Raw genomic sequence first — 20,788 nt, forward strand, 5'->3', positions numbered from 1 at the left:
CCCCCGCCAAACGGAAAAGGCCCGCCCGGTTGTGCCGGGCGAGCCTTTCTCGAAGATCATTTCCGCATCAGTAAAAGGGCGAATAGCACTGCTGGCGCGGGCCGTTATAGGGCTGGAACGTGTTCGAATAGCTGTCATAGGACCGGTAGCGACCCGAGCACCATTCATAATGGCGCGGGTTGAGGCCGCTGCTGCGATAGACCGGAGCCTGCTCGACATAACGGGGGGCCGGCTCGACATAACGCGGCTCGGCGTAGCGCGGGGCTGCAAGCGCGCCGCCGATGATGGCACCGGCGCCGAAGGCCGCCAGCGGATACCAGTAGCCGTCGCTGTGGCGGCGATAACCGTCACGGTAACCGCCATATCCGCGATAACCGCCATACCAGCCGCCACGGCGCGGGCCGCCGTAATAACCACGCGGCGGGCCGCCATAGTGGCGGTAATACTGGACGTTGGTGACATCCGATGCCACCGGAGCAGATGGTGCGGCCGGCAGCGGAAGTGCCTGTGCCGCGCCGATCGAACCGGCAAGAACCACTGCCGACACTGCGGCTACTGCAATTTTCCTGAACAGAGTCATTTAGGCTCTCCATTCCTTCGTTGGCGGGCGAGATACGTGAAACGCATTCGACCCTGAGGTAGTCATCTATTCCGAGGCAAACCTAGGATTTTGAAGCTGAACCGGTCATTAACGTGGAGATGCGAAAGCCCGGCAGAAAGATCTGCCGGGCCGTCATGTCATCAAACTGGCGTTACCATCACGGCGAAACGCAGGTGCGGCGAACGCCCGGGCTCGACACATAGGTATTGTCGGAGGCGCGGTAGGTGCGATAGCGATTGGCGCACCACTGGTAATGGCTGCCACCCGATGCGCGCGGCTGGTTGGCGATCGCACCGCCAATGATTGCGCCGGCACCGAAGGCCGCAAGCGGGAACCAGTAACCGTTGTGCTGACGATAACCGCGACGGTAATCGCGATAACCGCGATGGCCGTTGTAATAACCTTCGCGATAGACACGGCGGTCGTGGCGATAGTGTCGACGCTCATCACGCGGACGGTACTGGACTTCCGTTGCCGGATTGGCGGAACTGGTCTTAACCGCCATCGGTGCCGATGGCGCCAGCGGCATGGCGGACACAGGAACAAAACTTGTAGCGAGGACAGCAGCTGCTGTCAGCGCTGTAGCGAGGCGCATGCGGAATGCGATCATTTGGGTGTTTCCTCATTAGATATGTCTTCCGACATATAACGGGAAACACCCTGACTTGTTCCATGCCCGGAGCGGCCATGGAGGCATTGTCGGTCAGGCGACGGCGTAGAGTTTGCTCTCGTCGCCCTGCAGCCGGTCGATCATGAAGTTCGAATACCATTCGACGAACTGCATGACGCCGCCCTCATGCGCTTCCGAATAGGGACCCGGCTCGTAGGCCGGCGAGCGGATACCGAAAGCGTTTTCCTCAACGATCTGGCGGTCCTGGTCGTTGGTCATGTTCCAGACATGGGTGAGTTCCTCGACGTTGTAGTCAACGCCCTCTACCGCATCCTTGTGGACCAGCCAGGTGGTGGTGACGGCCGTTTCCTCCGGTCCGATCGGAATGACGCGGAAGGAAATCGCGTGGTCGACGAGCATGTGGTTCCAGGTGGTCGGATAATGGAACATCAGCATGGTGCCGATATGGGAGATCTTGACGTCGTCCGAGAGCGAACGCAGGACCGCCGGGCGGCCGTTCATCGTGTAGCTTTCGGCATCTTCGATCAGCGGCATACGGGCAACGCGGAACTGGCCGTCCGACGACATGTTGAACGTGCTCGGAAGGCCGGCGGCCTCGCAGCGGCTCCAGTGTTCGGAGATGAACGGGTCATCGCCGGCACCCTGCACGCCGGTAGCGGTCGGAGCTTCCGGATAGGTGCGGCACAGTTCCGGATGGTTGCCGGCGCAGTGGTAGCACTCGCGGTTGTTCTCCCAGACGAGCTTCCAGTTGCCCTTCTCGATAATGGTATTCTTGGCGGCAACCTTGGTCTCGGACAGGCGATGCGGCGCCATATAGGGCTCGACGGTGGCGCGGACCGGCGCAAAATCCGGTGCGTCCTGGGCAAGGCAGACGAAGATGTAACCGGCGACGACCTGGCAATGGACGGGCTTGAGACCAAACTGCTTCTTGTCGAAATTCTCGCCCATGTGACGAGCCGACATCAGCGAACCGTCATGCTGGTAGGTCCACTGGTGATAGGGACAGACGAGACGCGTCGCCGAGCCGGTGTCCTTGGTGCAGACGCGGTGGCCGCGATGGCGACAGGTATTGTGATAGGCGCGGATATCGCCTTCGCGGGTACGGATGACGAGAACCGGATAATCGCCGATCTGCAGAGTGACATACATGCCCGACTTCTCGATCTCGCAATCGTGGCCGACGAACAGCCAGTCGCGATACCAGATCATCTCGAGATCGACCTTGTAATAATCCGGGTCGATATAGAAAGGCTGTTCAAGGCTGAAACCTTCGCGGCGGTTCTTCAGCTGCCGCAGAACCTGATTGTGAACGTCCATTTGCTTCCTCGTTATCAAGCAAGCGATCGGGCATGGACAAGTCGGCGGCACGATGCAGCCAATTCCCGTCCCGTCGCCCTCCGCGACCGGTCTTCATCAAGCTCAGGCTGGTTTCCGGGCTGAGGAGTTGTCCCCCGAGTTTCCCTCGAGGAACTGCATGGCACCTTCCCGGGCGGCCGTTCGGCTCTGTCCCAGTGGCGTTAAGCCATGCCTTGAACTCCACCACCGTTGCGGGGGCAGCGCCGGATAGATCTCGTCGACCCGCCGGCTTCCCAATTTTCCGCCTCCCCTAGCGAGGCAGCACCTTGAGCTTTGTCATATTTAAGCGTGAGGCCGGCCTGTCGCATAGACGACATTGCGACATCGGAGACTGCATTGGCGACGACGCCCGAGATCGCTGCGGCGGTTGGGCGGTATCGCCAGCTTGCGACAAGCAAGACACTGTTAAGGTCTTGCTAATAGTATTCCGCAAAATCAATCGGAAGAACCACGAATATGCCAGGACCGCTCCGGTATTACGAGGTCAACAGACAGAGGCCGCTCATCTCGGCGCCGAGCGGGGGCAATGCCCATTCCGAATTCCTCCGCACGGGCAGAATTCCGCGCTCCCGCCCGATGTGGGTTCCGAGCGAACGCCGCTATCTGAGCTACGAGGAAGTCGCCGAAAAGACCGGCAAGAAGCTCGAAGCCGCAGGCGAGACGACACACAAGCGTCTCAACAGCTTTCACCAGTCGATCCACCTGCCGAAGATCATCTTCCATCGCACGCTCGAGGGAAGCCCGCATCTCGGTTATTGCCATGTCACCGCAGCGCGCACCTTCTTTTCGCGTGACGCGATGGTCACATGGTCATTCTACATCGCCAATTTTTCCTCGGAGATCGGTGGGGAAGAAGTGTTTTTCGCCCGTATCAACCCGCGCAACTCGCGCATGTATTTCGCCGTCGCCGTTGAGGGCGAAGCGGGAGAGCAGGCAAGGATCGACCGCAGCTGGCGCAAGAACGGACTGCTGTTCCAGACCAATGATCCGCAGGAAGCGATGCGCAATGTGCTGATGCTCGGCGCGCCGGATGCCGCCATCCGCGAAATCATCAAAAGGCTTTGAAGCGAGCCCGCTCCGCTGTATTGACGGCGTCATGAAAGCCGAAATCATAGATACGGCCAAGGAGCCTAGGCGCGCGATCCGCGAGGGAAGCCGCGTGCTCGGCGAAGGTCTTCCCATCGCCATTCCGACCGAAACGGTCTACGGGCTCGCCGCCGACGCGACGCGGGCGGATGCCATATCGCGGATCTACGAGACCAAGGGGCGGCCACGCTTCAATCCGCTGATCAGCCATGTCTGCGATATCGAAATGGCCGAGCGTTATGCCGTGTTCGATCCGTTGTCGCGTAAGCTGGCGGAAACCTTCTGGCCCGGCCCGTTGACCATCGTCCTGCCCGTCAAGCCCGGCAGCGGCATTCATCCGCTGGCGACGGCCGGACTGGAGACGGTGGGCCTGCGTTGCCCGACCGGGTTTGCCAACGAGCTGATCCGCGCCTTCGACCGGCCGCTTGCAGCACCGAGCGCCAATACATCCGGCAAGGTCAGCCCGACAAGCGCCCATCACGTATTGGACGACCTCGGGGGCAAGATCGCACTCATCCTCGATGGCGGGCCGGCACCGGTCGGAGTGGAATCGACGATCATCCGCGTCGATCCGGAAACGGGCACGATCCTGCTGTTGAGGCCCGGCGGACTGGCTGCAGCCGAGATCGCCGAGGCTGCGGGACGCGATGTAACAAGGCGTGCCGGTCCCGCCGCGATCATCGAGGCGCCGGGCATGCTTGCGTCCCATTACGCGCCGGGTGCGGCAGTGCGTCTCGGCGCAACCTCCGTCGATCCGGGCGAGGCACTGATCCGTTTTTCCGGCGTGACGGTGGACGGCATGGACAAGACAGCGATCGATCTCGATCTCTCGCCCTCGGGGGACCTTGCGCAGGCGGCCGCAAACCTGTTCGAATACCTCAAACGCGCCGATGCCAGCGGTGCGGCCAGCATCGCTGTCACGGCGATCCCCGATGAGGGGCTGGGCGAGGCGATCAATGACAGGCTCGCGCGTGCTGCAGCACCACGCGACGTGCCGGAAAATGGGGAGCGAGACCATGGATAATGCGACGATCGCCGAGAATTCCGTCAGCGGGTCAGGGATGACACCCGCCCTCATCGAGCGCTTCGCAGCGATCGTCGGCGAAGCCAACGTACTGACGGATCCGGCCGACCTCGCGCCGCATCTCGTCGAGGACCGCGGTCTCTACAAGGGATCGTCGCCGATCCTGTTGAAGCCCGGCTCAACGCAGGAAGTGTCGGCAATCCTCAAGCTTGCCAGCCAGACCGGCACGGCGATCGTGCCACAGACCGGCAATACCGGCCTGGTCGGCGGCCAGACGCCGCGTGCCGGTGGACAGGACGTCATCGTTTCGCTTGCGCGGATGAACCGCATCATTGATGTCGATCCGGTCGCCAATGTGCTGGTGGCCGAAGGCGGGGCGATCCTCGCCGAGGTGCAGAAGGCGGCCGAGGGGGTGAACCGGCTGTTTCCGCTGTCGCTCGGGTCGGAAGGCTCGTGCCGGATCGGCGGCAACCTCTCGACCAATGCCGGCGGTACGGCGGTGCTCGCCTATGGAAACATGCGCCAGCTTTGCCTCGGGCTTGAGGTGGTGCTGCCGACCGGCGAAATCTGGGATGGCTTGCGGCGGCTGAAGAAGGACAATACCGGCTACGACCTGCGCGACCTGTTCATCGGCGCAGAGGGCTCGCTCGGGATCATTACCGGTGCGGTGCTGAAACTGTTTCCACGCCCGGTCGGCCATCAGGTGGCGCTGGCCGGCGTCGGCTCGCCGGAAGACGCGCTGAAACTGTTCGACAGGGCCTCCACCCTTTGCGGCGCGGCACTGACCGGTTTCGAACTGATGCCGCGGATCGGCATCGAATTCACCTCCCGCCATATCGACGGCGTGCGCGATCCGCTGTCGGAGCCGCATCCCTGGTATGTGCTGATCGACATCTCGACTTCGGATTCGGCGCAGACCGCCGAGGTGATGGTGCATGCGCTGCTGGAACAGGGGTTCGAGGCAGGTCTCGTGCAGGATGCGGTCATCGCCTCTTCCGTCGCCCAGCAGACGGCGCTGTGGACGATGCGCGAAAGCATGTCGGGCGCACAGAAGCCCGAGGGCGGCTCGATCAAACACGACGTCTCTGTGCCGGTTTCGAAGATCCCGCAATTCATGGCGGATGCGGAAAAGGCGGTTCTCGCCGCCATGCCGGGTGCGCGCGTCTGCGCCTTCGGTCACATGGGCGACGGCAATATCCATTATAACATCTCCCAACCGATCACGGCCGATATGGCCGGTGACAAGCAGGCCTTCCTCGATCGCTGGCGGGAGATCAACGCGATCGTCCACGCGATCGTGCTCGATGTCGGCGGATCGATTTCGGCAGAACACGGCATCGGCCAGCTGAAGCGGGACGAGCTTGCCCATATCCGCTCGCCGATCGAGATGGACCTGATGATGCGCATCAAGCAGGCCTTCGACCCGGCCGGCATCATGAACCCCGGCAAGGTCGTCACCATTCCCGCCAAGGCCTGAGGGAAAAAGCAGGATGAGCCGCATTCAACGCACGACATTCCGCATCGATTTCGATATCGGCGTCCGGCTCGGGCCGGGAAAGGCGCAGTTGCTGGAAAGGATCGCCGAACACGGCTCGATCCGTGCAGCAGGGGCCTCTTTCGGCATGTCCTATCGCCGGGCCTGGCTGCTGGCCGACGAGATCAACCGGATGTTCCTCGAACCCTCGATCGCGACCCGACACGGCGGAAAAAGCGGCGGCGGTGCAGGGTTGACGGAATTCGGCACCGAGCTTCTTTCGCGGTATCGCCGGATGGAGGCCGCCATGCTCAAGGCGGCGCATGACGATCTAGACTGGCTTTCCGGCCATATCGACCCGACTTTCGTGTCGCTCGACAAGAAGGATGACGGTTGACGCGCAAAGCGTTTTTCAACCGGCAATCGACCTCGGCTGATGAGGTGAAAAGCGTTTATCCACAGGCTCTCCGCGCCCTTCACGACCTGCCTGCCGCAAACTGTTTCGCATCGGTACGTGAAACCGTGTTCACCCTTCGGAAACCGCAATGGTTGTGACATTCGGTAACCATCCACCGAGGCAAACTTTCCTTAACCGCGATTTTTAAGCAGTTCTGCCAAAGCTGCCGCCTATGTTGCACCCATCAGAGGACAAAAGTCCCGCAGAGACACCGAATACGGGAAACCGGACGAGGCTCTCAGGTAAAACAAGGGTAGCATTAAGAGATGAGCAAAACCGTTCTGAAGCCCGAATGGGCAGGGTCGACACTGAGGCTCGATCCGTCTCGCTTTCCGCAGCAGGTCACCTACACGCTGCGCGAGACATCAGGAGATGTAACGATCACCATCGACGAGCGCGGCGCCGTGCTGCGCAAGATCCTTCCGGAAAGCGGCCTGCCGCTCTCCTTCGCCCTGCCGGCACGCGCCTTCAAGGGTGTGGCCGCCCGCGCCATCGACCATGGCGACGGCGAAGTGACCGTGACGCTGGAACTTCACCACGACGATCCGGACCTGTGCATTCCGCTGCTGGTCGCCCATGACCTTTGCGACATCGCTGCCGACTGGCGCAGCTGGTCGGATGCATTCCGCATCCCGATGCTGATGGTCGAAGCCGATGGCGTTGCCCGGCCGCTCGAAAACCATATCGGCGAAGTGCGCGACCATGGTGTCAAGCAGCGCCGCCGTCATTCCTATTTCGCCTCCAGGCGACCCCGTTTCCTCGTTCGTCGCACGACCGGCAGCCTCGGCGTGGTGATGAAGATCGAAGGTCGGGAAATCATCGCGCGCCGGTAGGGTCCCCTAAACCTGCAAGGTGCTGCACAAAGCCCGGCTTTTCCAAGCCGGGCTTTTTCAGTTTCAGGTCTTGTCCGCTCTAGAGAATAAGCGAAAGGACGAGGCCGACAAAGATGATCGCGCCGACGCGGTTGTTGGAGAGGAACAGGTCCCGGCATTGGGCGGTATTGCGAATGTCGAGAACCAGGATCTGCCAGCCCAGCATGACGGCCATGGTGATCAGCCCGAGATAGGCGAAGACACCGGCACCGGCTGCAATAAACGCCAGGAGCAGAAAGAGGACAGTGGCGCCGTAAAGGCCGGCAATGCAGGGCTTGGCGTTTTCCCCAAACAGCCTTGCTGTCGAGCGGACGCCGATCAGTTCATCATCCTCGATATCCTGATAGGCGTAGATCGTGTCATAGCCGATCGTCCAGGCAACGGCGCCGATATAGAGAAAGATCGCCGCCCAGGAAAGCGTCCCGAAAATCGCCGCCCAGCCCATCAGAGCGCCCCAGGAAAACGCAAGTCCGAGAAAGAATTGCGGCCAGTCTGTAAAACGCTTGGCAAAAGGATAGATGGCGACGACCGCAAGCGAGGCGATGCCGAGGACAATCGAAAAGACATTGAACTGAATGAGGACAAGCAATCCGACCAGCGCCTGCAGCGCAATGAAGACCTTCGCCTCGAAACGGGACACGCGGCCGGAGGGCAACGGCCGCGAGCGGGTGCGGGCGACCTCCATGTCGATATCGTGGTCGACGAGATCGTTATAGGCACAGCCGGCGCCGCGCATGGCGACCGAACCGACGAACATCAGGAAGAGGTAGAAAATCACCGTGCCGAAGGAAAGATCGAGATCGGCGGGTGCGGCATCGGCGGCCAGTGCCAGCGACCAGAAACACGGCCACATCAAAAGCTGCCAGCCGATCGGCCGGTCCCAGCGGGCGAGCTGTGCATAGGGCCACAACCAGCGCGGCAGGACGCGATAGACAAAATTATCGGAAGGCGCATCGGCCACGCGGCCGCCGGGATCGGAAATATGGGTCATCATGGGCGAGGTTCTAACGCCCGGAAAAGCGGGCGGTCAAGGATTGGATATGGGATGTCGCGTGGGTGGCCGATCCCCTCACTTGCAATTTCTGAAACTTAGCCTGCGGCTAAGATTTCGAAATTGCTTTCTCTCCCACAAGGGGAGAGGTGCCGGCGACTGCGGCACCCTCGGCGCCCAGCCTCTCCCCTTGTGGGAGAGGTTACAAAATCAGGATCTTAGCCAAAGGCTAAGTCCTAGATTTTGTTGGTGAGGGGATCGCGGCGTTTGCAGCCCCCTCACCCCATTTACACCGCGATCTTGGCGAGCGGCAGGCGGCTCTGTTCGAAGGCGTGCAGCTCGGCTTCCTTCTCGTAGATATAGTCCCGATTGTCCGGTACGGCCTGACGCTTCTTGACGATCTGGATCTGGAAGATGTGGAAGGCTTCGTGGGTGAAGGCCATTTCGGAGGCGGCGAGGTAGAATTCCCACATCCGCACGAAACGCTCATCATAAAGCGCTGCCGCCTTGTCCCTGTTGGCCATGAAGCGCTCGCGCCAGTGACGCAGGGTATAGGCATAATGCATCGGCAGGATTTCGACATCGGAGACCAGCAGGCCCGCCTTCTCGATCGCCGGCAGCACTTCCGCGAGCGACGGGATGTAGCCGCCGGGGAAGATGTATTTTTCGATCCACGGGTTGTTGTAGATCGCCGGATAAGGCTGACCGATCGAATGCAGCACCATGACGCCGTCGTCGGAGAGAACGTCGTTCACCTTGTTGAAGAACTTCCTGTAGTTCAGCCGGCCGACATGTTCGAACATGCCGACGGAGACGATACGGTCGTAGCTCTTGGTCGGCGGAAGATAATAATAATCCTGCAGTTCGAAACGGACGCTGTTGGCGAGACCGCGTTTGGCTGCCCGCTCGCGGGAGATCTTCAGCTGCTCGGTCGACAGGGTGATGCCGGTGACGTCGACACCACAGCTTTCCGACAGATACATCGCCATGCCGCCCCAGCCGGAGCCGATCTCCAGCGCCTTCTGGCCGGGCTCTGCGCGAAGCTTTGCCACGATATGGCGCTTCTTGGCGACCTGCGCCTCGTCCAACGAAATGCCGGGGGGATTGAAATAGGCACAGGAATATTGCCAGTCCTCGTCGAGGAAAAGCGAGAACAGTTTTTCGTCGAGATCGTAATGGTGCGAGACATTCTTGCGATTGTGGTTGATCGGCACGCGGTTGCGGAACTGCGCCTCGATCATCCGGCCGACCCCGCGAACGATCATGCCGAAGGTCAGGCCTTCGGACAGGGTGTTGTCCTTGATGAGGGCGAGAAACTCATAGATATCGCCCTCCTCCACGAGCATGCGACCATCCATGTAGAGTTCGCCGAGTTGCAACTGCGGATCACGCAGAAGCGCCTTCTCGGCCGCTTCATCGGTAAAGCGGACCGTCACCGATCGCCCTCCCCCGCCGCCATAATGCTGCTCGCCGCCCGTTCCGCGGACAGTCAGAGTACCTATCTTGATGATTTTGCTAAGAAGATCGTGAAGAGACGAGGCCACGGACCTACCTCCTTAATAGTAAGGCTACCTTATCAATTCCCCAAATCTAGCGTCTATTCGTCGGACTGCAAGCATATTCCAGCCATGAAAATGACATGAATCGGCACGCCGTCAAACGGGTTGTTTGACGGCGCACATCTAAAGGTAGCAGTAAGCGGAGGGCTTGTAGGTTTCAGCGCTTTTTTAAAGCTTCTGCGAGCGCAGCACCGAAGGCGCCTTGCTGCGAGGGCTTTTCGGTCTTCATGAATTTTTGATTGGCAGGGCGCTCATTTTTGCCCGGGCCCCGCGGTGCAGGGGCGGAATCGGCTCCATCCTTGCGCATTGTCAAGGCGATTCGCTTGCGCTTGACGTCGACCTCGACGACGCGGACCTTCACGACGTCACCGGCCTTGACCACTTCATGCGGGTCCTTGACGAACTTGTCGGCAAGCTGGGAGACATGGACGAGACCGTCCTGATGCACGCCGATATCGACAAAGGCACCGAAGGCGGCGACATTGGTCACCGTGCCTTCGAGCATCATGCCGGGCTTCAGGTCAGTGATCTCGTCAATGCCTTCTGCGAATGTGGCGGTCTTGAAGCTCGGGCGCGGGTCGCGGCCGGGCTTTTCCAGTTCGGCGATGATGTCCCTGACGGTCGGCAGACCGAACTGTTCGTCGATGAACTGGCGCGGATCGACCGATTTGAGCGCGGCGCTGTCACCCATCAGGGCGCGCAAGTCACGACCGCAAGCGGCAACGATCTTCTTTGCCACGCCATAGGCTTCCGGGTGGACGGAGGAGGCATCGAGCGGTTCCTTGCCATTTGGAATGCGCAGGAAGCCGGCAGCCTGTTCGAAGGTGCGGTTGCCGAGGCGGGCGACCTTCAAGAGGTCCTTGCGGCTGGCAAAGGCGCCATTGGCATCGCGATGGGCGACGATCGCCTCGGCGATCGAGCGCGAGAGGCCTGATACGCGGGAGAGAAGCGGGGCTGACGCCATGTTGAGATCGACGCCGACGGCATTCACCGCGTCCTCGACCACGGCATCCAGCGAGCGGGCAAGCTTGCCCTGATCGACATCGTGCTGGTATTGGCCAACACCGATCGCCTTGGGTTCAATCTTGACCAGTTCGGCGAGCGGATCCTGCAGGCGGCGGGCGATCGAGACGGCGCCTCGAAGCGAAACGTCGAGGCCGGGGAATTCGAGGGCAGCGGTTTCGGAGGCGGAATAGACCGATGCACCGGCTTCCGAGACGATGACCTTGGTCGGCTTGGCGCCCGGCAAATTGGTCAGCATGTCGGCCACCAGCTTTTCCGTCTCACGGCTGCCGGTGCCGTTGCCGATCGAGATCAATTCGACATTGTGCTTGCGGATCAGTGCCGCGAGTTCGGACTGGCTGCCGCGCACGTCATTGCGCGGCGGGAACGGGTAGACGGTGGTGGTTTCCAGCAGCTTGCCGGTCGCATCGACGATCGCCACCTTGACGCCGGTGCGGATGCCCGGATCGAGACCCATCGTGGCGCGGGAACCCGCAGGCGCGGCCAGAAGCAGGTCCTTCAGGTTGCGGGCGAAAACATGGATAGCGTCCTCTTCGGAACGTTCGCGCATTTCCCGCATCAGGTCGAGCGACAGCGATACCGACAGCTTGACCCGCCAGGTCCAGCCGGCAGCCTCCATCAGCCACAGATCACCCTTGCCCAGACCGCGGATATTGAAGGCAGCGGCGATGATGCGCTGCGCCGGCTTGACCGGGGATGTGTCGTCGGCGTCCACCTCGATCGTCAGCGTCAGCATTTCCTCGTTCCAGCCGCGCAGCATGGCAAGCGCGCGATGGCCGGGAACGGTCGCCCAGCGTTCGGAATGGTCGAAATAGTCGGCAAACTTGGCACCCGCCTCCTGCTTGCCGTCGACCACCCTGGCACGCAACACGGCACCGTCGCGCATATGCTGGCGCAGGCGTCCGAGGAGATCGGCATTTTCCGAGATGGTTTCGGCAACGATGTCGCGGGCGCCATCGAGTGCCGTCTTCACGTCAACCACCTCGCCGGCGATATAGACTTCGGCGAGTTTGGCCGGATCGGCGGCACGATCGGCCCAGATCGCTTCGGCGAGTGGCCCGAGTCCACGTTCGCGGGCGATCTCTGCGCGGGTGCGGCGCTTCGGCTTATAGGGAAGGTAGAGATCTTCCAGTTCGGCCTTGGTGGCGGCGCGGCCAAGTTTTCCCGCCAGTTCGTCGGTCATCTTGCCCTGGCTATTGATGCTATCGACGATCGATGTGCGGCGGGCTTCCAGCTCTCGCAGGTAGACGAGCCGTTCGGCAAGGTTGCGCAATTGCGTGTCGTCGAGGCCGCCGGTGACTTCCTTGCGGTAACGGGCGATGAAGGGCACGGTCGCGCCTTCATCCAGGAGGCCGATTGCAGCCTTTGCCTGATCCGGCCGTGCATTGATCTCGGCGGCAATCGCAATTGCAAGCTTCTGGGTATCGGCGGCCATGATGTCCTCGTCACAATCCGGGGGTCAAAATCGGGAGGCGCGACCATAGTCGAAGTTTGCGGCAAGACAACATCGACGCCGGGTCACTCACAGAATGATACACAGGCTGTGCCAGAACCGGACGCCATTCAGAAAACAATAACCGTCGTTCAGTGGATAAATACGTGACATCTTCTCGCATTCCTCCCCCTGTCTATAGTCACTGCTGCCGTATGAAGCGGCGTGCATGGAGGTATGAATGCCTAGAAGAATTGCCAGGCAGTTGGCTTGCGACGAGGCGGTCGGCTCCGAAGAACTCGAAGCCGCCATCATCTATCTGAATGAAAAGATCAAGGATGCAGCCTATAGAGAAGAACCTATCCCCTTTCTTGCCTTTCGAAACAGAGTGATTTTCCAGGCGACGCTGGCATTGCGCCGGCAGGAACACTCTTCGCTTTAGCGGTTTTCGACTGCCGTGGTCGCGCCGACCCGATTTCCCCAAGGGGCCGGCCGCCAACTCATGGCTTTCAACGAGAACGCTCAACCAACAGCTTTCAATCGCAGCTTTGCGGCCCATCTTGCCAGCCGCCCTTGACCTTTGCGGAAACGGGCCTTAACCGCCCCCTGTAAAACAACCATGAGGGCGGTTTATGAAGGTTCTTCTGATCGGCTCCGGCGGCCGCGAACATGCACTGGCCTGGAAGCTTGCACAGTCTCCCAAACTGACGGCCCTTTATGCCGCTCCCGGCAATCCCGGCATCGCGGAAAACGCCGAGATCGTGTCGCTCGATATCGACGATCATCATGCCGTTTCAGAATTCTGCCTGACTAACGGCATCGACCTTGTCGTGGTCGGTCCGGAAGGGCCGCTTGTCGCCGGCATTGCCGACGTGCTGCGCGCCAAGAACATCACCGTATTCGGACCGTCGGCAGCAGCAGCCCAGCTCGAAGGCTCCAAGGGTTTCACCAAGGATATCTGCGCCCGCTACAATATTCCGACCGGCGCCTATCGCCGCTTTACCGATGGCGCCGAGGCAAAGGCCTATGTCGCCGAACAGGGCGCGCCGATCGTCGTCAAGGCCGACGGGCTTGCCGCCGGCAAGGGCGTGACGGTTGCGATGACGGTCGAAGAGGCGTTTGCCGCGATCGATGACTGCTTCGATGGTGCTTTTGGTGCCGCCGGCGCAGAAGTCGTGGTCGAGGCCTATCTCGATGGCGAGGAGGCAAGTTTCTTCTGCCTGTCCGACGGCAAGACAGCGCTGGCGCTGGCCACCGCCCAGGACCACAAGCAGGTCGGCGATGGCGATACCGGACCGAATACCGGCGGCATGGGCGCTTACTCACCCGCCCCCGTGATGACGCCCGACATGGTCGAACGGACGATGAAGGAAATCATCGAACCGACGATCCGTGGCATGGAAGAAAGCGGCTATCCCTTCACCGGCGTCTTCTTCGCCGGGCTGATGATCACTCAGAAGGGGCCCGAACTGATCGAATACAACGTCCGCTTCGGCGATCCGGAATGCCAGGTGCTGATGATGCGACTGAAGAGCGATCTGCTGGAGATCCTCTATGCCGCCGCCACCGGCACGCTCGATCAGGTGAAGGCCGAATGGCGCGACGAGGTGGCGCTCACCGTCGTCATGGCCTCGAAGGGTTATCCGGGCGCCTATGACAAGAGCACCCCGATCGCTGCCCTGCCTGAGACCGCAGAAGGCGAAAAGATCTTCCATGCCGGGACGGCGATGAAGGACGGCCAGCTTGTGGCAACCGGCGGCCGGGTGCTGAACGTGACGGCCATCGGCCCCAACGTGCGTGAAGCGCAGGCAGGCGCCTATTCTCTGGTCGAGGGAATATCCTGGGACAACGGCTTCTGCCGCCGCGATATCGGCTGGCGGGCGGCAGCACGAGAGGCGTCCTGATCAAGGATCGCAACCTCTACCGAGCGCGAGAGATAGATAGAGTTTAAACGGTTGTTTACCGGTTCTCCTGACGGGATCGCAACCACTCGCAGCTATAGATGATGCAAAGAGAGGATTTGCATCATGCGTCATCTGGCCCTCACAGCTTTCGTACTCGTCGCCGGCACAGCACAGGCACAGTCGATCCAGCCGTTCTCTGCCGAGCGGCATGGCGCAACCTCGAGCATCGTCTTCAAGACCTGCGAGAACTGCCCGCCGCTCCTTGCCCAGGACGATACCGGCTACAAGGTTCCCGAGCTGCGCGGCAGCATGCAATCCGTCGCGGTGATGAATATCGACGGCCAGAAAAAGATCGTACGTACCGAGCAATGGCTGGGCGGTTCGCCGGTCGTCTATATCAGCAAGGTTCCGGACTGGATGACGGTCGACCAGATGCAGGCGGTGATCGATACCGGCAAGGGCAAGCATGTCCAGACCGAGGTGCAGGTTGCCGTCGCCAACCAGAACCGGGATCCGATCGATTTCGATGCCCAGACTGGCGCGGTGGAAAACGGCACCGATGACGCGAGCAATTTCGGAGATACCCCCCTAAGGTTGAAATAATATTTCGACCGATCCTCCGCTTTTCTCCGCGAATCCTAATATTTCCAATACTAAAAACTGACGTTACTGATACCCGGCGCGACATGTTCGCCGGGTATAGATGATAATATCTTGGTTATTTGATCCCCGCAGCGGAAATTTAAATTTTTATTTAAATATACCGGGCAAGTGTGTCTGCGTGCGATGCAGCACAAACACGGCGCAGGATGCGCTTCTTCCCAACATTTAAGATCTATTCGGCAGCCTTGAGCAAGGATGCCCGCTCGCGCTTGAGGACATCATGAAAAACCTGAGGATTTCTCATCAGCTGGTGCTGCTCGTGCTGACCCTGATGGTCGCTTTCGCAGTCGGCACCTATTTCGAACTGCGTGCCTCCACCAACGCAATCTATGCCGAACGCTTCGGCATGCTGCGCACGCAGGTGGAATCGGGCATCGGCATCATGAAAAAATTCCAGAGCCGTGAAGCCGCCGGCGAGTTTACCCGCGAGGAAGCTCAGAAGCGCGCCTTCGAAGCCATCGCGGCGATGAGCTTCCAGCCTGACGGCTATCTCTACGCCTATGACTATGACGTGACGATGCGGCTGCATCCCGATCCGAAGCGTGTCGGCCAGAATTTCAAGGGCAAGCCGGACAGCCAGGGTTTCATGTACCGCGACGAACTGGTGAAGATCGCGCGTGCCGGCGGCGGCACCGCCGACTTCCTCGGTCCCAAGCCGGGCGAGCAGGGCGACGGCTTTCTGAAGAGCTCCTATGCACTGGCCTTCGAACCCTGGCAGCTGGTTCTGGTGACCGGCGTTTATGTCGACGATCTGCAAGCGCAGATCCGCGCCGATATCCTCAAGGCCGTCGGCATCGGCGCCGGCATCCTCGTCATTGCGGCCATTCTCGCCTTCGCGGTGATCCGCAGCATTTCCAAGCCGTTGTCGGATATCCGGCAGGCCCTGAATGCGGTGGCAGACGAAAATGTCACTCTCAAGATCCCGCATACGGACATGAAGAACGAAGTCGGCCTGATGGCCCGCGCTACCGAAGCCTTGCAACAGAAGGTGCGTGAGCGCCACGCGATGGAAGAGCGCCAGCAGCGCAGCCAGCAGGAACTGGACAGCGAACGTCAGCAGAACCTGACCATGCAACGCGACGAGGCCGAGCTGCAGGCCCGCGTCGTGTCGACAATCGACACCGCACTGGCAGAACTTGCCAAGGGTGACCTCACCATCCGTTGCGGCGATCTCGGCAGCCGTTATGCCGGCCTGCGCGACAATTTCAACGACGCGCTCGGCCACCTGGAAGCAGCAATGGCCAAGGTCAACACCAAAGGCACCGATATCGGCGGCTCGAAAGACGAGATCCGCCGCGCCTCCAACGAGCTGTCGCAACGCACAGAGCGCCAGGCGGCCAATCTGGAAGAAACCTCGGCGGCGCTCGACGAGCTGACGGTCGCGGTCAAACAGACTGCGGATGGCGCAAGGGAAGCCGCGAGCCGGGTCGTGACGGTCAGCACAGAAGCCAATCGCAGCGATGCGGTGGTTGCCGAAGCCATCGATGCGATGAGCGGCATCGAGCATTCGTCCGGCGAGATCACCAAGATCATCGGCGTGATCGACGAAATCGCCTTCCAGACCAACCTTCTGGCGCTGAATGCCGGCGTTGAGGCCGCACGTGCCGGCGAAAGCGGCAAGGGCTTTGCCGTCGTCGCGCAGGAAGTGCGTGAACTGGCGCAGCGCTCCGCAAGTGCCGCCAAGGAGATCAAGGACCAGATCTCCCGCTCCTCGACCCAGGTGGAAAACGGCGTGCGCCTTGTCGGCGAGGCCGGCGAAGCGCTGAAGCGCATCTCGACACAGGTGAAGGCGGCGAGCGACATCGTCAGCAAGATCGCCGATTCCGCCGCAGAACAGGACACGACATTGCGGTCGATCTCGTCGTCTCTCAACCATCTCGACCAGGCGACCCAGCAGAATGCTGCCATGGCAGAGGAAACCACCGCTTCGGCCGAGACGCTGGCAGCAGATACCGAGGAATTGCTCGACCTGATCCGCGGCTTCCGGGTGAGCAAAACCGCAGCTACCGGCCATCTGCGCGACATGGGCAACCGGATGCGCATGGCCAGCTGAAGATGCCATATCGCTTCATTCCCCGGGGGGCACCAGGGGGATGGGAGAAGCCGTCGGGTGACAGCCCGGCGGCTTCTTTTTTCGGAAATTGGCGCCACGCATCCGATACACGGCAGCGCCGACCGGATCTAATCCAGCAACCTGTCGAGTTCGTCGATGCGGCGATCGGAAAAAACACGGATGCCCGCGTCTTCCAGAAGGGCCGCCGTCACTCCGTAGCCGGCATGCTTGCGGCCGGCAAAGGCGCCGTCATAGATAAAGCCCGAACCGCATGACGGGCTGCCGTCGATCAGCAGGGCATGGGTGCAGCCATGGGATCTGGCAAATTCCAGGGCATGATGGGCCCCGGCAATGAAATCCGCCGTCACATCGCCGCCGGTCATTTCCATCACCCGGGCCCGGCCGGCAAGAACATCGGCACCGGTCATGCCGTTCTCGATCTCGGCAGGCGGACGCGGCACGCTCATGCCGCCGGCCAGCTCGGGGCAGATGGTGACAAGCCGCCCCTCTTCCCGCCAGCGGGTGATTGCCGGGTGGGAAAGCGCCTTGCCCTTGCCGTCATAACGGACCGCATGGCCGAGAAGGCAGGCGCTGATGAGGATTTTGGAGCGGTTCATTTCTGGTCGTCGAGATGGCGGCGGATATCGGTCTTCTCGTGGAGAATGCGGACGATTTCGATCTGTCCGTCATCTGCTGTTACATAAAAGATCAGATGATGGCCACACCGGATACGGCGATAGCCTGCCAATACCGAATCCACCCGTTGCCCGATGTCATGGTTGCTGCCCGCCAACACGAAAGTCTCGAACAGGCTGGAAATATAAGTATCGGCCTGCTCTGTGGACCAATTGTTAGCCGTATATGCCCAGATATCGTCAAGATCCAACTCTGCAGCCGGGCTTAGACGATAGACCCTCATCGCCCGTGTTTCTCGCGCATACGCGCCAGAAACTCATCAGGGTCGACATAGCGGGCCGGGCCGCTGTTCTCCCCTTCGATCAGCAATTCCCGCAGTCTCTCGATCTTCATCTGCTCTTCCTCGAGCATGCGAAGACCCGCCTCGACCACTTCATCGACGGTTTCGAAGCGGCCGCTTTCCAGCTCGCGCGAGACGAAGCTTGCGGCTTGTTCGCTGACGGTGATCTGCACGGGCTTGTTCATCTGCCGCTCCTGGGACATCTCTGAAACACAGTTTAACACGGAGCATAAGTCAGAAAAAAGCCCCGCATAGGCAGGGCTTTCGAAGTTTGAAACTCACCGGTTGCGATCAGCCGGAGATCTTGGAGAAATCAGCAACCGTGCCAGTCGCCTCGCGGATGGCCTTGAGCAAGGCCAGGCGATTGGCGCGGATGGCGGCGTCTTCGTCATTGACGAGAACGTCCTCGAAGAACGTGTCGACCGGCGCGCGCAGCTTCGACAGCGCTTCCATGGCGGAGTGGAAGTCTTCTTTCCCTGTTGCTGCCGCAGCTTCCGCCGAGGCAGATTTGATGGCAGCCCAGAGCGCCTTTTCGGCATCGAGCTTCAGCAAGTCTTGCGAAACGCCATCGGCAACGACGGTACCCTTCTTCTCTTCGGCGGCCAGCAGCTGGGTGGCGCGTTTGGTGCCGGCGAGCAGGTTCAGGCCGTCATCGGACGAGATGAACGAGGTCAGTGCTTCGGCACGACGGGCGACGAGAAGGAGGTCGTCGGTTTCCGGCGTCAGGACCGCGTCGATGATGTCGTGACGGGCACCCATATCGCGCAGATAGACTTTCAGACGGTCGTGGAAGAAGGAAAGGAGCTCGGTGGGGCGCTCTGTAACCATCCGAACAAATGCCTCTGTGTCTGCAACTGCATCATCGGTATGAGCAAGCCAGTCCTTATGAACGCGTTCAACTTCGCGAGCTATCTCTTGCTCTGTTAGATCGCGCTGTTTTGTAAGAGCTACATCGAAAAAGGTCTGCAACGGAAAACGTTCCATCCGAGCTTTCTGCTCGACCTCCATAATCATCAACACCATTGGAATGCTCACTACTTCCTTTAGCGACAACCGGACATTCCGCTCCAGCAGAATGCGCACGACACCCAAAGCTGCACGGCGGAGCGCATAGGGGTCCTTGGAACCGGTAGGCTTTTCGTCAATCGCCCAGAAGCCGATCAGCGTGTCGAGCTTGTCGGCAAGTGCCACGGTGATTGCCACCTTGTCCTTCGGAACGCGGTCGGACGGGCCCTGTGGCTTGTAGTGGTCCTCGAGGGCGATCGCGACGGATTTGTTTTCGCCCTGCAGGCCGGCATAACGGCGGCCCATCAGACCCTGCAGTTCGGGGAATTCGCCAACGGCCTCTGTGCGCAGGTCGGCCTTTGCGAGCACGGCGGCACGATCGACGAGATCCTTATCGGCGCCGACGATTGGAGCCAGTTCCTCGGCCAATTCGCGAATGCGGGAAACGCGTTCGCCCTGGCTGCCAAGCTTGGCGTGGAAGGTGACGTTCAGCGCGTCGAGCTTGGCCATACGCTGGTCGAGCGGCTTTCTAAGATCGAGATCGAATTTTGCGGCCGATTCAACCAGCGTGCCAAGATCGGGAATGTCGTGCTGGTCACGGGTCCAGAAGTGCTTGGCGTCCGACAGGCGGGCGCGGACGACCTTGCCATTGCCGTGGATGATTTCCTTGCCACCGTCCTTGGCATCGATATTCGAGATCAGCACGAAATGGTTCGAAAGGCCTTCTTCCGCGCCTTGCGGGCGGGTGACGAAGCATTTCTGGTTGGTCTTGATCGTCAGGCGGATGATTTCGGCGGGGATTTCGAGATAGTCCCTCTCGAACGTGCCCATCAGCACATGCGGCCATTCGACCAGGCCAGAGACTTCTTCCAGCAGGCCTTCATCCTCGACCAGTTCCAGGCCGCTGGCGAATGCCAGATCACGGGCATCGTGCAGGATCATGTCCTTGCGGCGGTCGGCGTCGAGCATGACCTTCGCCTTTTCGAGGCTTGCGACATAATCGTCGAAGCGGCGAACCTTGATCGCCTCCGGCGCATGGAAGCGGTGGCCGTAAGTAATGTTTGAGGCCACGATACCGTCAATCTCGAAGGGGATGACCTTCGTCTCTTCGTGTTCGGTGCCGAACATGCAGACGATCGACTGCAGCGGGCGCACCCAGCGCAGGCTTTCCGGACCCTTGCCCTCGATGCCGCCATAGCTCATGCCCTTCGGCATGGAGGCTGCACCCCAGCGCATCGATTTCGGCCAGGGGAATGCGCGGATGATGCCGGGCATGACACTTTCGATGATCTCCTCGGCGGCGCGGCCAGCCTTGGAAACGATCGCGACGTAGAAATCGCCTTTCTTAGGGTCGCTTGCGACCTGAGCTTCGGAAATATCCGAGAGACCTGCCTTGCGCAGAAAGCCCGCGATCGCCTGTTCCGGTGCCTTGGTGGAAGGGCCCTTGATCTCTTCGCGCAAATCGGCGGAACGGGCGGTGAGGCCACGGATATCGAGCGTCAGCCGGCGCGGCGTCCAGTATTCGCGCGCACCCTCATAGGTCAGGCCTGCATCCACCAGCGCGTCGGTTAAGAGCTTTTTCAGGTCACCCGCCGCCTTGCGCTGCATGCGGGCGGGAATTTCCTCTGAGCGAAGTTCTAGAAGCAGGTCGGGCATGGGGTTCAAGTCTTTGCGCTGAAAA

Annotated in this window: 19 protein-coding genes and 1 riboswitch; of the genes, 9 read left to right on the top strand and 10 right to left on the bottom strand. The window is 60.6% G+C overall.

Features of this window, described 5'->3' with window-relative positions:
- Positions 1-67: 67 nt before the first annotated feature.
- From AC2GXZ_RS08100 to AC2GXZ_RS08110, 3 genes are all read right to left on the bottom strand, one after another.
- The gene (locus tag AC2GXZ_RS08100) at positions 68-580 is read right to left on the bottom strand and encodes a BA14K family protein (protein ID WP_483758643.1); all 513 of its coding nucleotides are present in this window, start codon (positions 578-580) and stop codon (positions 68-70) included.
- Between the two features lie 178 nt (positions 581-758).
- Complete coding sequence (locus AC2GXZ_RS08105) at positions 759-1,211, bottom strand: BA14K family protein (protein WP_483758644.1); 453 nt, start codon at positions 1,209-1,211, stop codon at positions 759-761.
- Positions 1,212-1,304: 93 nt separating this feature from the next.
- Positions 1,305-2,549, bottom strand: coding sequence for an aromatic ring-hydroxylating oxygenase subunit alpha (locus tag AC2GXZ_RS08110; RefSeq protein WP_483758645.1), 1,245 nt, complete (start codon positions 2,547-2,549; stop codon positions 1,305-1,307).
- Positions 2,550-2,637: 88 nt separating this feature from the next.
- Positions 2,638-2,873, bottom strand: a riboswitch (cobalamin riboswitch).
- Between the two features lie 171 nt (positions 2,874-3,044).
- Between AC2GXZ_RS08110 and AC2GXZ_RS08115 the strand changes: the two genes are divergently transcribed.
- The 5 genes from AC2GXZ_RS08115 (at position 3,045) to AC2GXZ_RS08135 (ending at position 7,462) form a co-directional block, all read left to right on the top strand.
- Positions 3,045-3,653, top strand: a complete 609-nt coding sequence (locus tag AC2GXZ_RS08115; protein ID WP_483758646.1) for a DUF6656 family protein — start codon at positions 3,045-3,047, stop codon at positions 3,651-3,653.
- A 31-nt stretch (positions 3,654-3,684) separates the two neighbouring features.
- Positions 3,685-4,698: an L-threonylcarbamoyladenylate synthase gene (locus AC2GXZ_RS08120; protein ID WP_483758647.1), complete on the top strand. Its 1,014-nt coding sequence runs from the start codon at positions 3,685-3,687 to the stop codon at positions 4,696-4,698.
- Positions 4,691-6,175 carry an FAD-binding oxidoreductase gene (locus tag AC2GXZ_RS08125; protein ID WP_483758648.1) on the top strand — a complete coding sequence of 495 codons (1,485 nt, stop codon included), beginning with the start codon at positions 4,691-4,693 and terminating at the stop codon, positions 6,173-6,175. Before AC2GXZ_RS08120 ends, AC2GXZ_RS08125 begins: the two co-directional genes overlap by 8 nt.
- 13 nt (positions 6,176-6,188) lie before the next feature.
- Positions 6,189-6,569, top strand: coding sequence for a winged helix-turn-helix domain-containing protein (locus tag AC2GXZ_RS08130; protein WP_483758649.1), 381 nt, complete (start codon positions 6,189-6,191; stop codon positions 6,567-6,569).
- 326 nt (positions 6,570-6,895) lie between these two features.
- Positions 6,896-7,462 (top strand): DUF6101 family protein, encoded by a 567-nt coding sequence (locus tag AC2GXZ_RS08135; RefSeq protein ID WP_483758650.1) that lies wholly within the window; start codon positions 6,896-6,898, stop codon positions 7,460-7,462.
- 79 nt (positions 7,463-7,541) lie between these two features.
- Here the strand turns inward: AC2GXZ_RS08135 and ubiA are convergent, their stop codons facing one another.
- The 3 genes from ubiA to AC2GXZ_RS08150 form a co-directional block, all read right to left on the bottom strand.
- Complete coding sequence (gene ubiA, locus AC2GXZ_RS08140) at positions 7,542-8,492, bottom strand: 4-hydroxybenzoate octaprenyltransferase (RefSeq protein WP_483759381.1); 951 nt, start codon at positions 8,490-8,492, stop codon at positions 7,542-7,544.
- A 287-nt stretch (positions 8,493-8,779) separates the two neighbouring features.
- Positions 8,780-10,036 carry a cyclopropane fatty acid synthase gene (locus AC2GXZ_RS08145; protein WP_483758651.1) on the bottom strand — a complete coding sequence of 419 codons (1,257 nt, stop codon included), beginning with the start codon at positions 10,034-10,036 and terminating at the stop codon, positions 8,780-8,782.
- Positions 10,037-10,208: 172 nt separating this feature from the next.
- Positions 10,209-12,509 (bottom strand): Tex family protein, encoded by a 2,301-nt coding sequence (locus tag AC2GXZ_RS08150; protein WP_483758652.1) that lies wholly within the window; start codon positions 12,507-12,509, stop codon positions 10,209-10,211.
- A 238-nt stretch (positions 12,510-12,747) separates the two neighbouring features.
- Here AC2GXZ_RS08150 and AC2GXZ_RS08155 point away from each other — a divergent pair, with 238 nt between their 5' ends.
- The 4 genes from AC2GXZ_RS08155 to AC2GXZ_RS08170 all read left to right on the top strand — a co-directional run bounded on the left by AC2GXZ_RS08155 (position 12,748) and on the right by AC2GXZ_RS08170 (position 17,126).
- Positions 12,748-12,948, top strand: coding sequence for a hypothetical protein (locus tag AC2GXZ_RS08155; protein WP_483758653.1), 201 nt, complete (start codon positions 12,748-12,750; stop codon positions 12,946-12,948).
- A gap of 190 nt (positions 12,949-13,138) precedes the next feature.
- Entirely contained in the window at positions 13,139-14,410 is a 1,272-nt protein-coding gene (gene purD, locus AC2GXZ_RS08160) for a phosphoribosylamine--glycine ligase (protein WP_483758654.1), read from the top strand.
- A gap of 123 nt (positions 14,411-14,533) precedes the next feature.
- Positions 14,534-15,013, top strand: coding sequence for a plant virulence effector HPE1-like domain-containing protein (locus tag AC2GXZ_RS08165; protein WP_483758655.1), 480 nt, complete (start codon positions 14,534-14,536; stop codon positions 15,011-15,013).
- A 280-nt stretch (positions 15,014-15,293) separates the two neighbouring features.
- Positions 15,294-17,126 carry a methyl-accepting chemotaxis protein gene (locus tag AC2GXZ_RS08170; RefSeq protein ID WP_483758656.1) on the top strand — a complete coding sequence of 611 codons (1,833 nt, stop codon included), beginning with the start codon at positions 15,294-15,296 and terminating at the stop codon, positions 17,124-17,126.
- Between the two features lie 128 nt (positions 17,127-17,254).
- Here the strand turns inward: AC2GXZ_RS08170 and AC2GXZ_RS08175 are convergent, their stop codons facing one another.
- From AC2GXZ_RS08175 to glyS, 4 genes are all read right to left on the bottom strand, one after another.
- Entirely contained in the window at positions 17,255-17,743 is a 489-nt protein-coding gene (locus tag AC2GXZ_RS08175; protein ID WP_483758657.1) for a 2-thiouracil desulfurase family protein, read from the bottom strand.
- A complete protein-coding gene (locus AC2GXZ_RS08180; RefSeq protein ID WP_483758658.1) occupies positions 17,740-18,045 on the bottom strand; it encodes a type II toxin-antitoxin system RelE/ParE family toxin in 306 nt (101 codons plus the stop codon). Before AC2GXZ_RS08180 ends, AC2GXZ_RS08175 begins: the two co-directional genes overlap by 4 nt.
- A complete protein-coding gene (locus AC2GXZ_RS08185) occupies positions 18,042-18,287 on the bottom strand; it encodes a type II toxin-antitoxin system ParD family antitoxin (RefSeq protein ID WP_483758659.1) in 246 nt (81 codons plus the stop codon). Before AC2GXZ_RS08185 ends, AC2GXZ_RS08180 begins: the two co-directional genes overlap by 4 nt.
- A 106-nt stretch (positions 18,288-18,393) precedes the next feature.
- A complete protein-coding gene (gene glyS / locus AC2GXZ_RS08190; protein WP_483758660.1) occupies positions 18,394-20,763 on the bottom strand; it encodes a glycine--tRNA ligase subunit beta in 2,370 nt (789 codons plus the stop codon).
- Between the last annotated feature and the right edge of the window lie 25 nt (positions 20,764-20,788).

The sequence above is a fragment of the Aliirhizobium sp. YIM B11859 genome (assembly GCF_057163345.1).

Bases quoted from the DNA above. Each gene is read 5' to 3' on its own strand.
- AC2GXZ_RS08100 (WP_483758643.1), bottom strand. From the start codon at position 580: ATGACTCTGTTCAGGAAAATTGCAGTAGCCGCAGTGTCGGCAGTGGTT.
- AC2GXZ_RS08105 (WP_483758644.1), bottom strand. From the start codon at position 1,211: ATGATCGCATTCCGCATGCGCCTCGCTACAGCGCTGACAGCAGCTGCT.
- AC2GXZ_RS08110 (WP_483758645.1), bottom strand. From the start codon at position 2,549: ATGGACGTTCACAATCAGGTTCTGCGGCAGCTGAAGAACCGCCGCGAA.
- AC2GXZ_RS08115 (WP_483758646.1), top strand. From the start codon at position 3,045: ATGCCAGGACCGCTCCGGTATTACGAGGTCAACAGACAGAGGCCGCTC.
- AC2GXZ_RS08120 (WP_483758647.1), top strand. From the start codon at position 3,685: ATGAAAGCCGAAATCATAGATACGGCCAAGGAGCCTAGGCGCGCGATC.
- AC2GXZ_RS08125 (WP_483758648.1), top strand. From the start codon at position 4,691: ATGGATAATGCGACGATCGCCGAGAATTCCGTCAGCGGGTCAGGGATG.
- AC2GXZ_RS08130 (WP_483758649.1), top strand. From the start codon at position 6,189: ATGAGCCGCATTCAACGCACGACATTCCGCATCGATTTCGATATCGGC.
- AC2GXZ_RS08135 (WP_483758650.1), top strand. From the start codon at position 6,896: ATGAGCAAAACCGTTCTGAAGCCCGAATGGGCAGGGTCGACACTGAGG.
- ubiA (WP_483759381.1), bottom strand. From the start codon at position 8,492: ATGACCCATATTTCCGATCCCGGCGGCCGCGTGGCCGATGCGCCTTCC.
- AC2GXZ_RS08150 (WP_483758652.1), bottom strand. From the start codon at position 12,509: ATGGCCGCCGATACCCAGAAGCTTGCAATTGCGATTGCCGCCGAGATC.
- AC2GXZ_RS08155 (WP_483758653.1), top strand. From the start codon at position 12,748: ATGCCTAGAAGAATTGCCAGGCAGTTGGCTTGCGACGAGGCGGTCGGC.
- purD (WP_483758654.1), top strand. From the start codon at position 13,139: ATGAAGGTTCTTCTGATCGGCTCCGGCGGCCGCGAACATGCACTGGCC.
- AC2GXZ_RS08165 (WP_483758655.1), top strand. From the start codon at position 14,534: ATGCGTCATCTGGCCCTCACAGCTTTCGTACTCGTCGCCGGCACAGCA.
- AC2GXZ_RS08170 (WP_483758656.1), top strand. From the start codon at position 15,294: ATGAAAAACCTGAGGATTTCTCATCAGCTGGTGCTGCTCGTGCTGACC.
- AC2GXZ_RS08175 (WP_483758657.1), bottom strand. From the start codon at position 17,743: ATGAACCGCTCCAAAATCCTCATCAGCGCCTGCCTTCTCGGCCATGCG.
- AC2GXZ_RS08180 (WP_483758658.1), bottom strand. From the start codon at position 18,045: ATGAGGGTCTATCGTCTAAGCCCGGCTGCAGAGTTGGATCTTGACGAT.
- AC2GXZ_RS08185 (WP_483758659.1), bottom strand. From the start codon at position 18,287: ATGAACAAGCCCGTGCAGATCACCGTCAGCGAACAAGCCGCAAGCTTC.
- glyS (WP_483758660.1), bottom strand. From the start codon at position 20,763: ATGCCCGACCTGCTTCTAGAACTTCGCTCAGAGGAAATTCCCGCCCGC.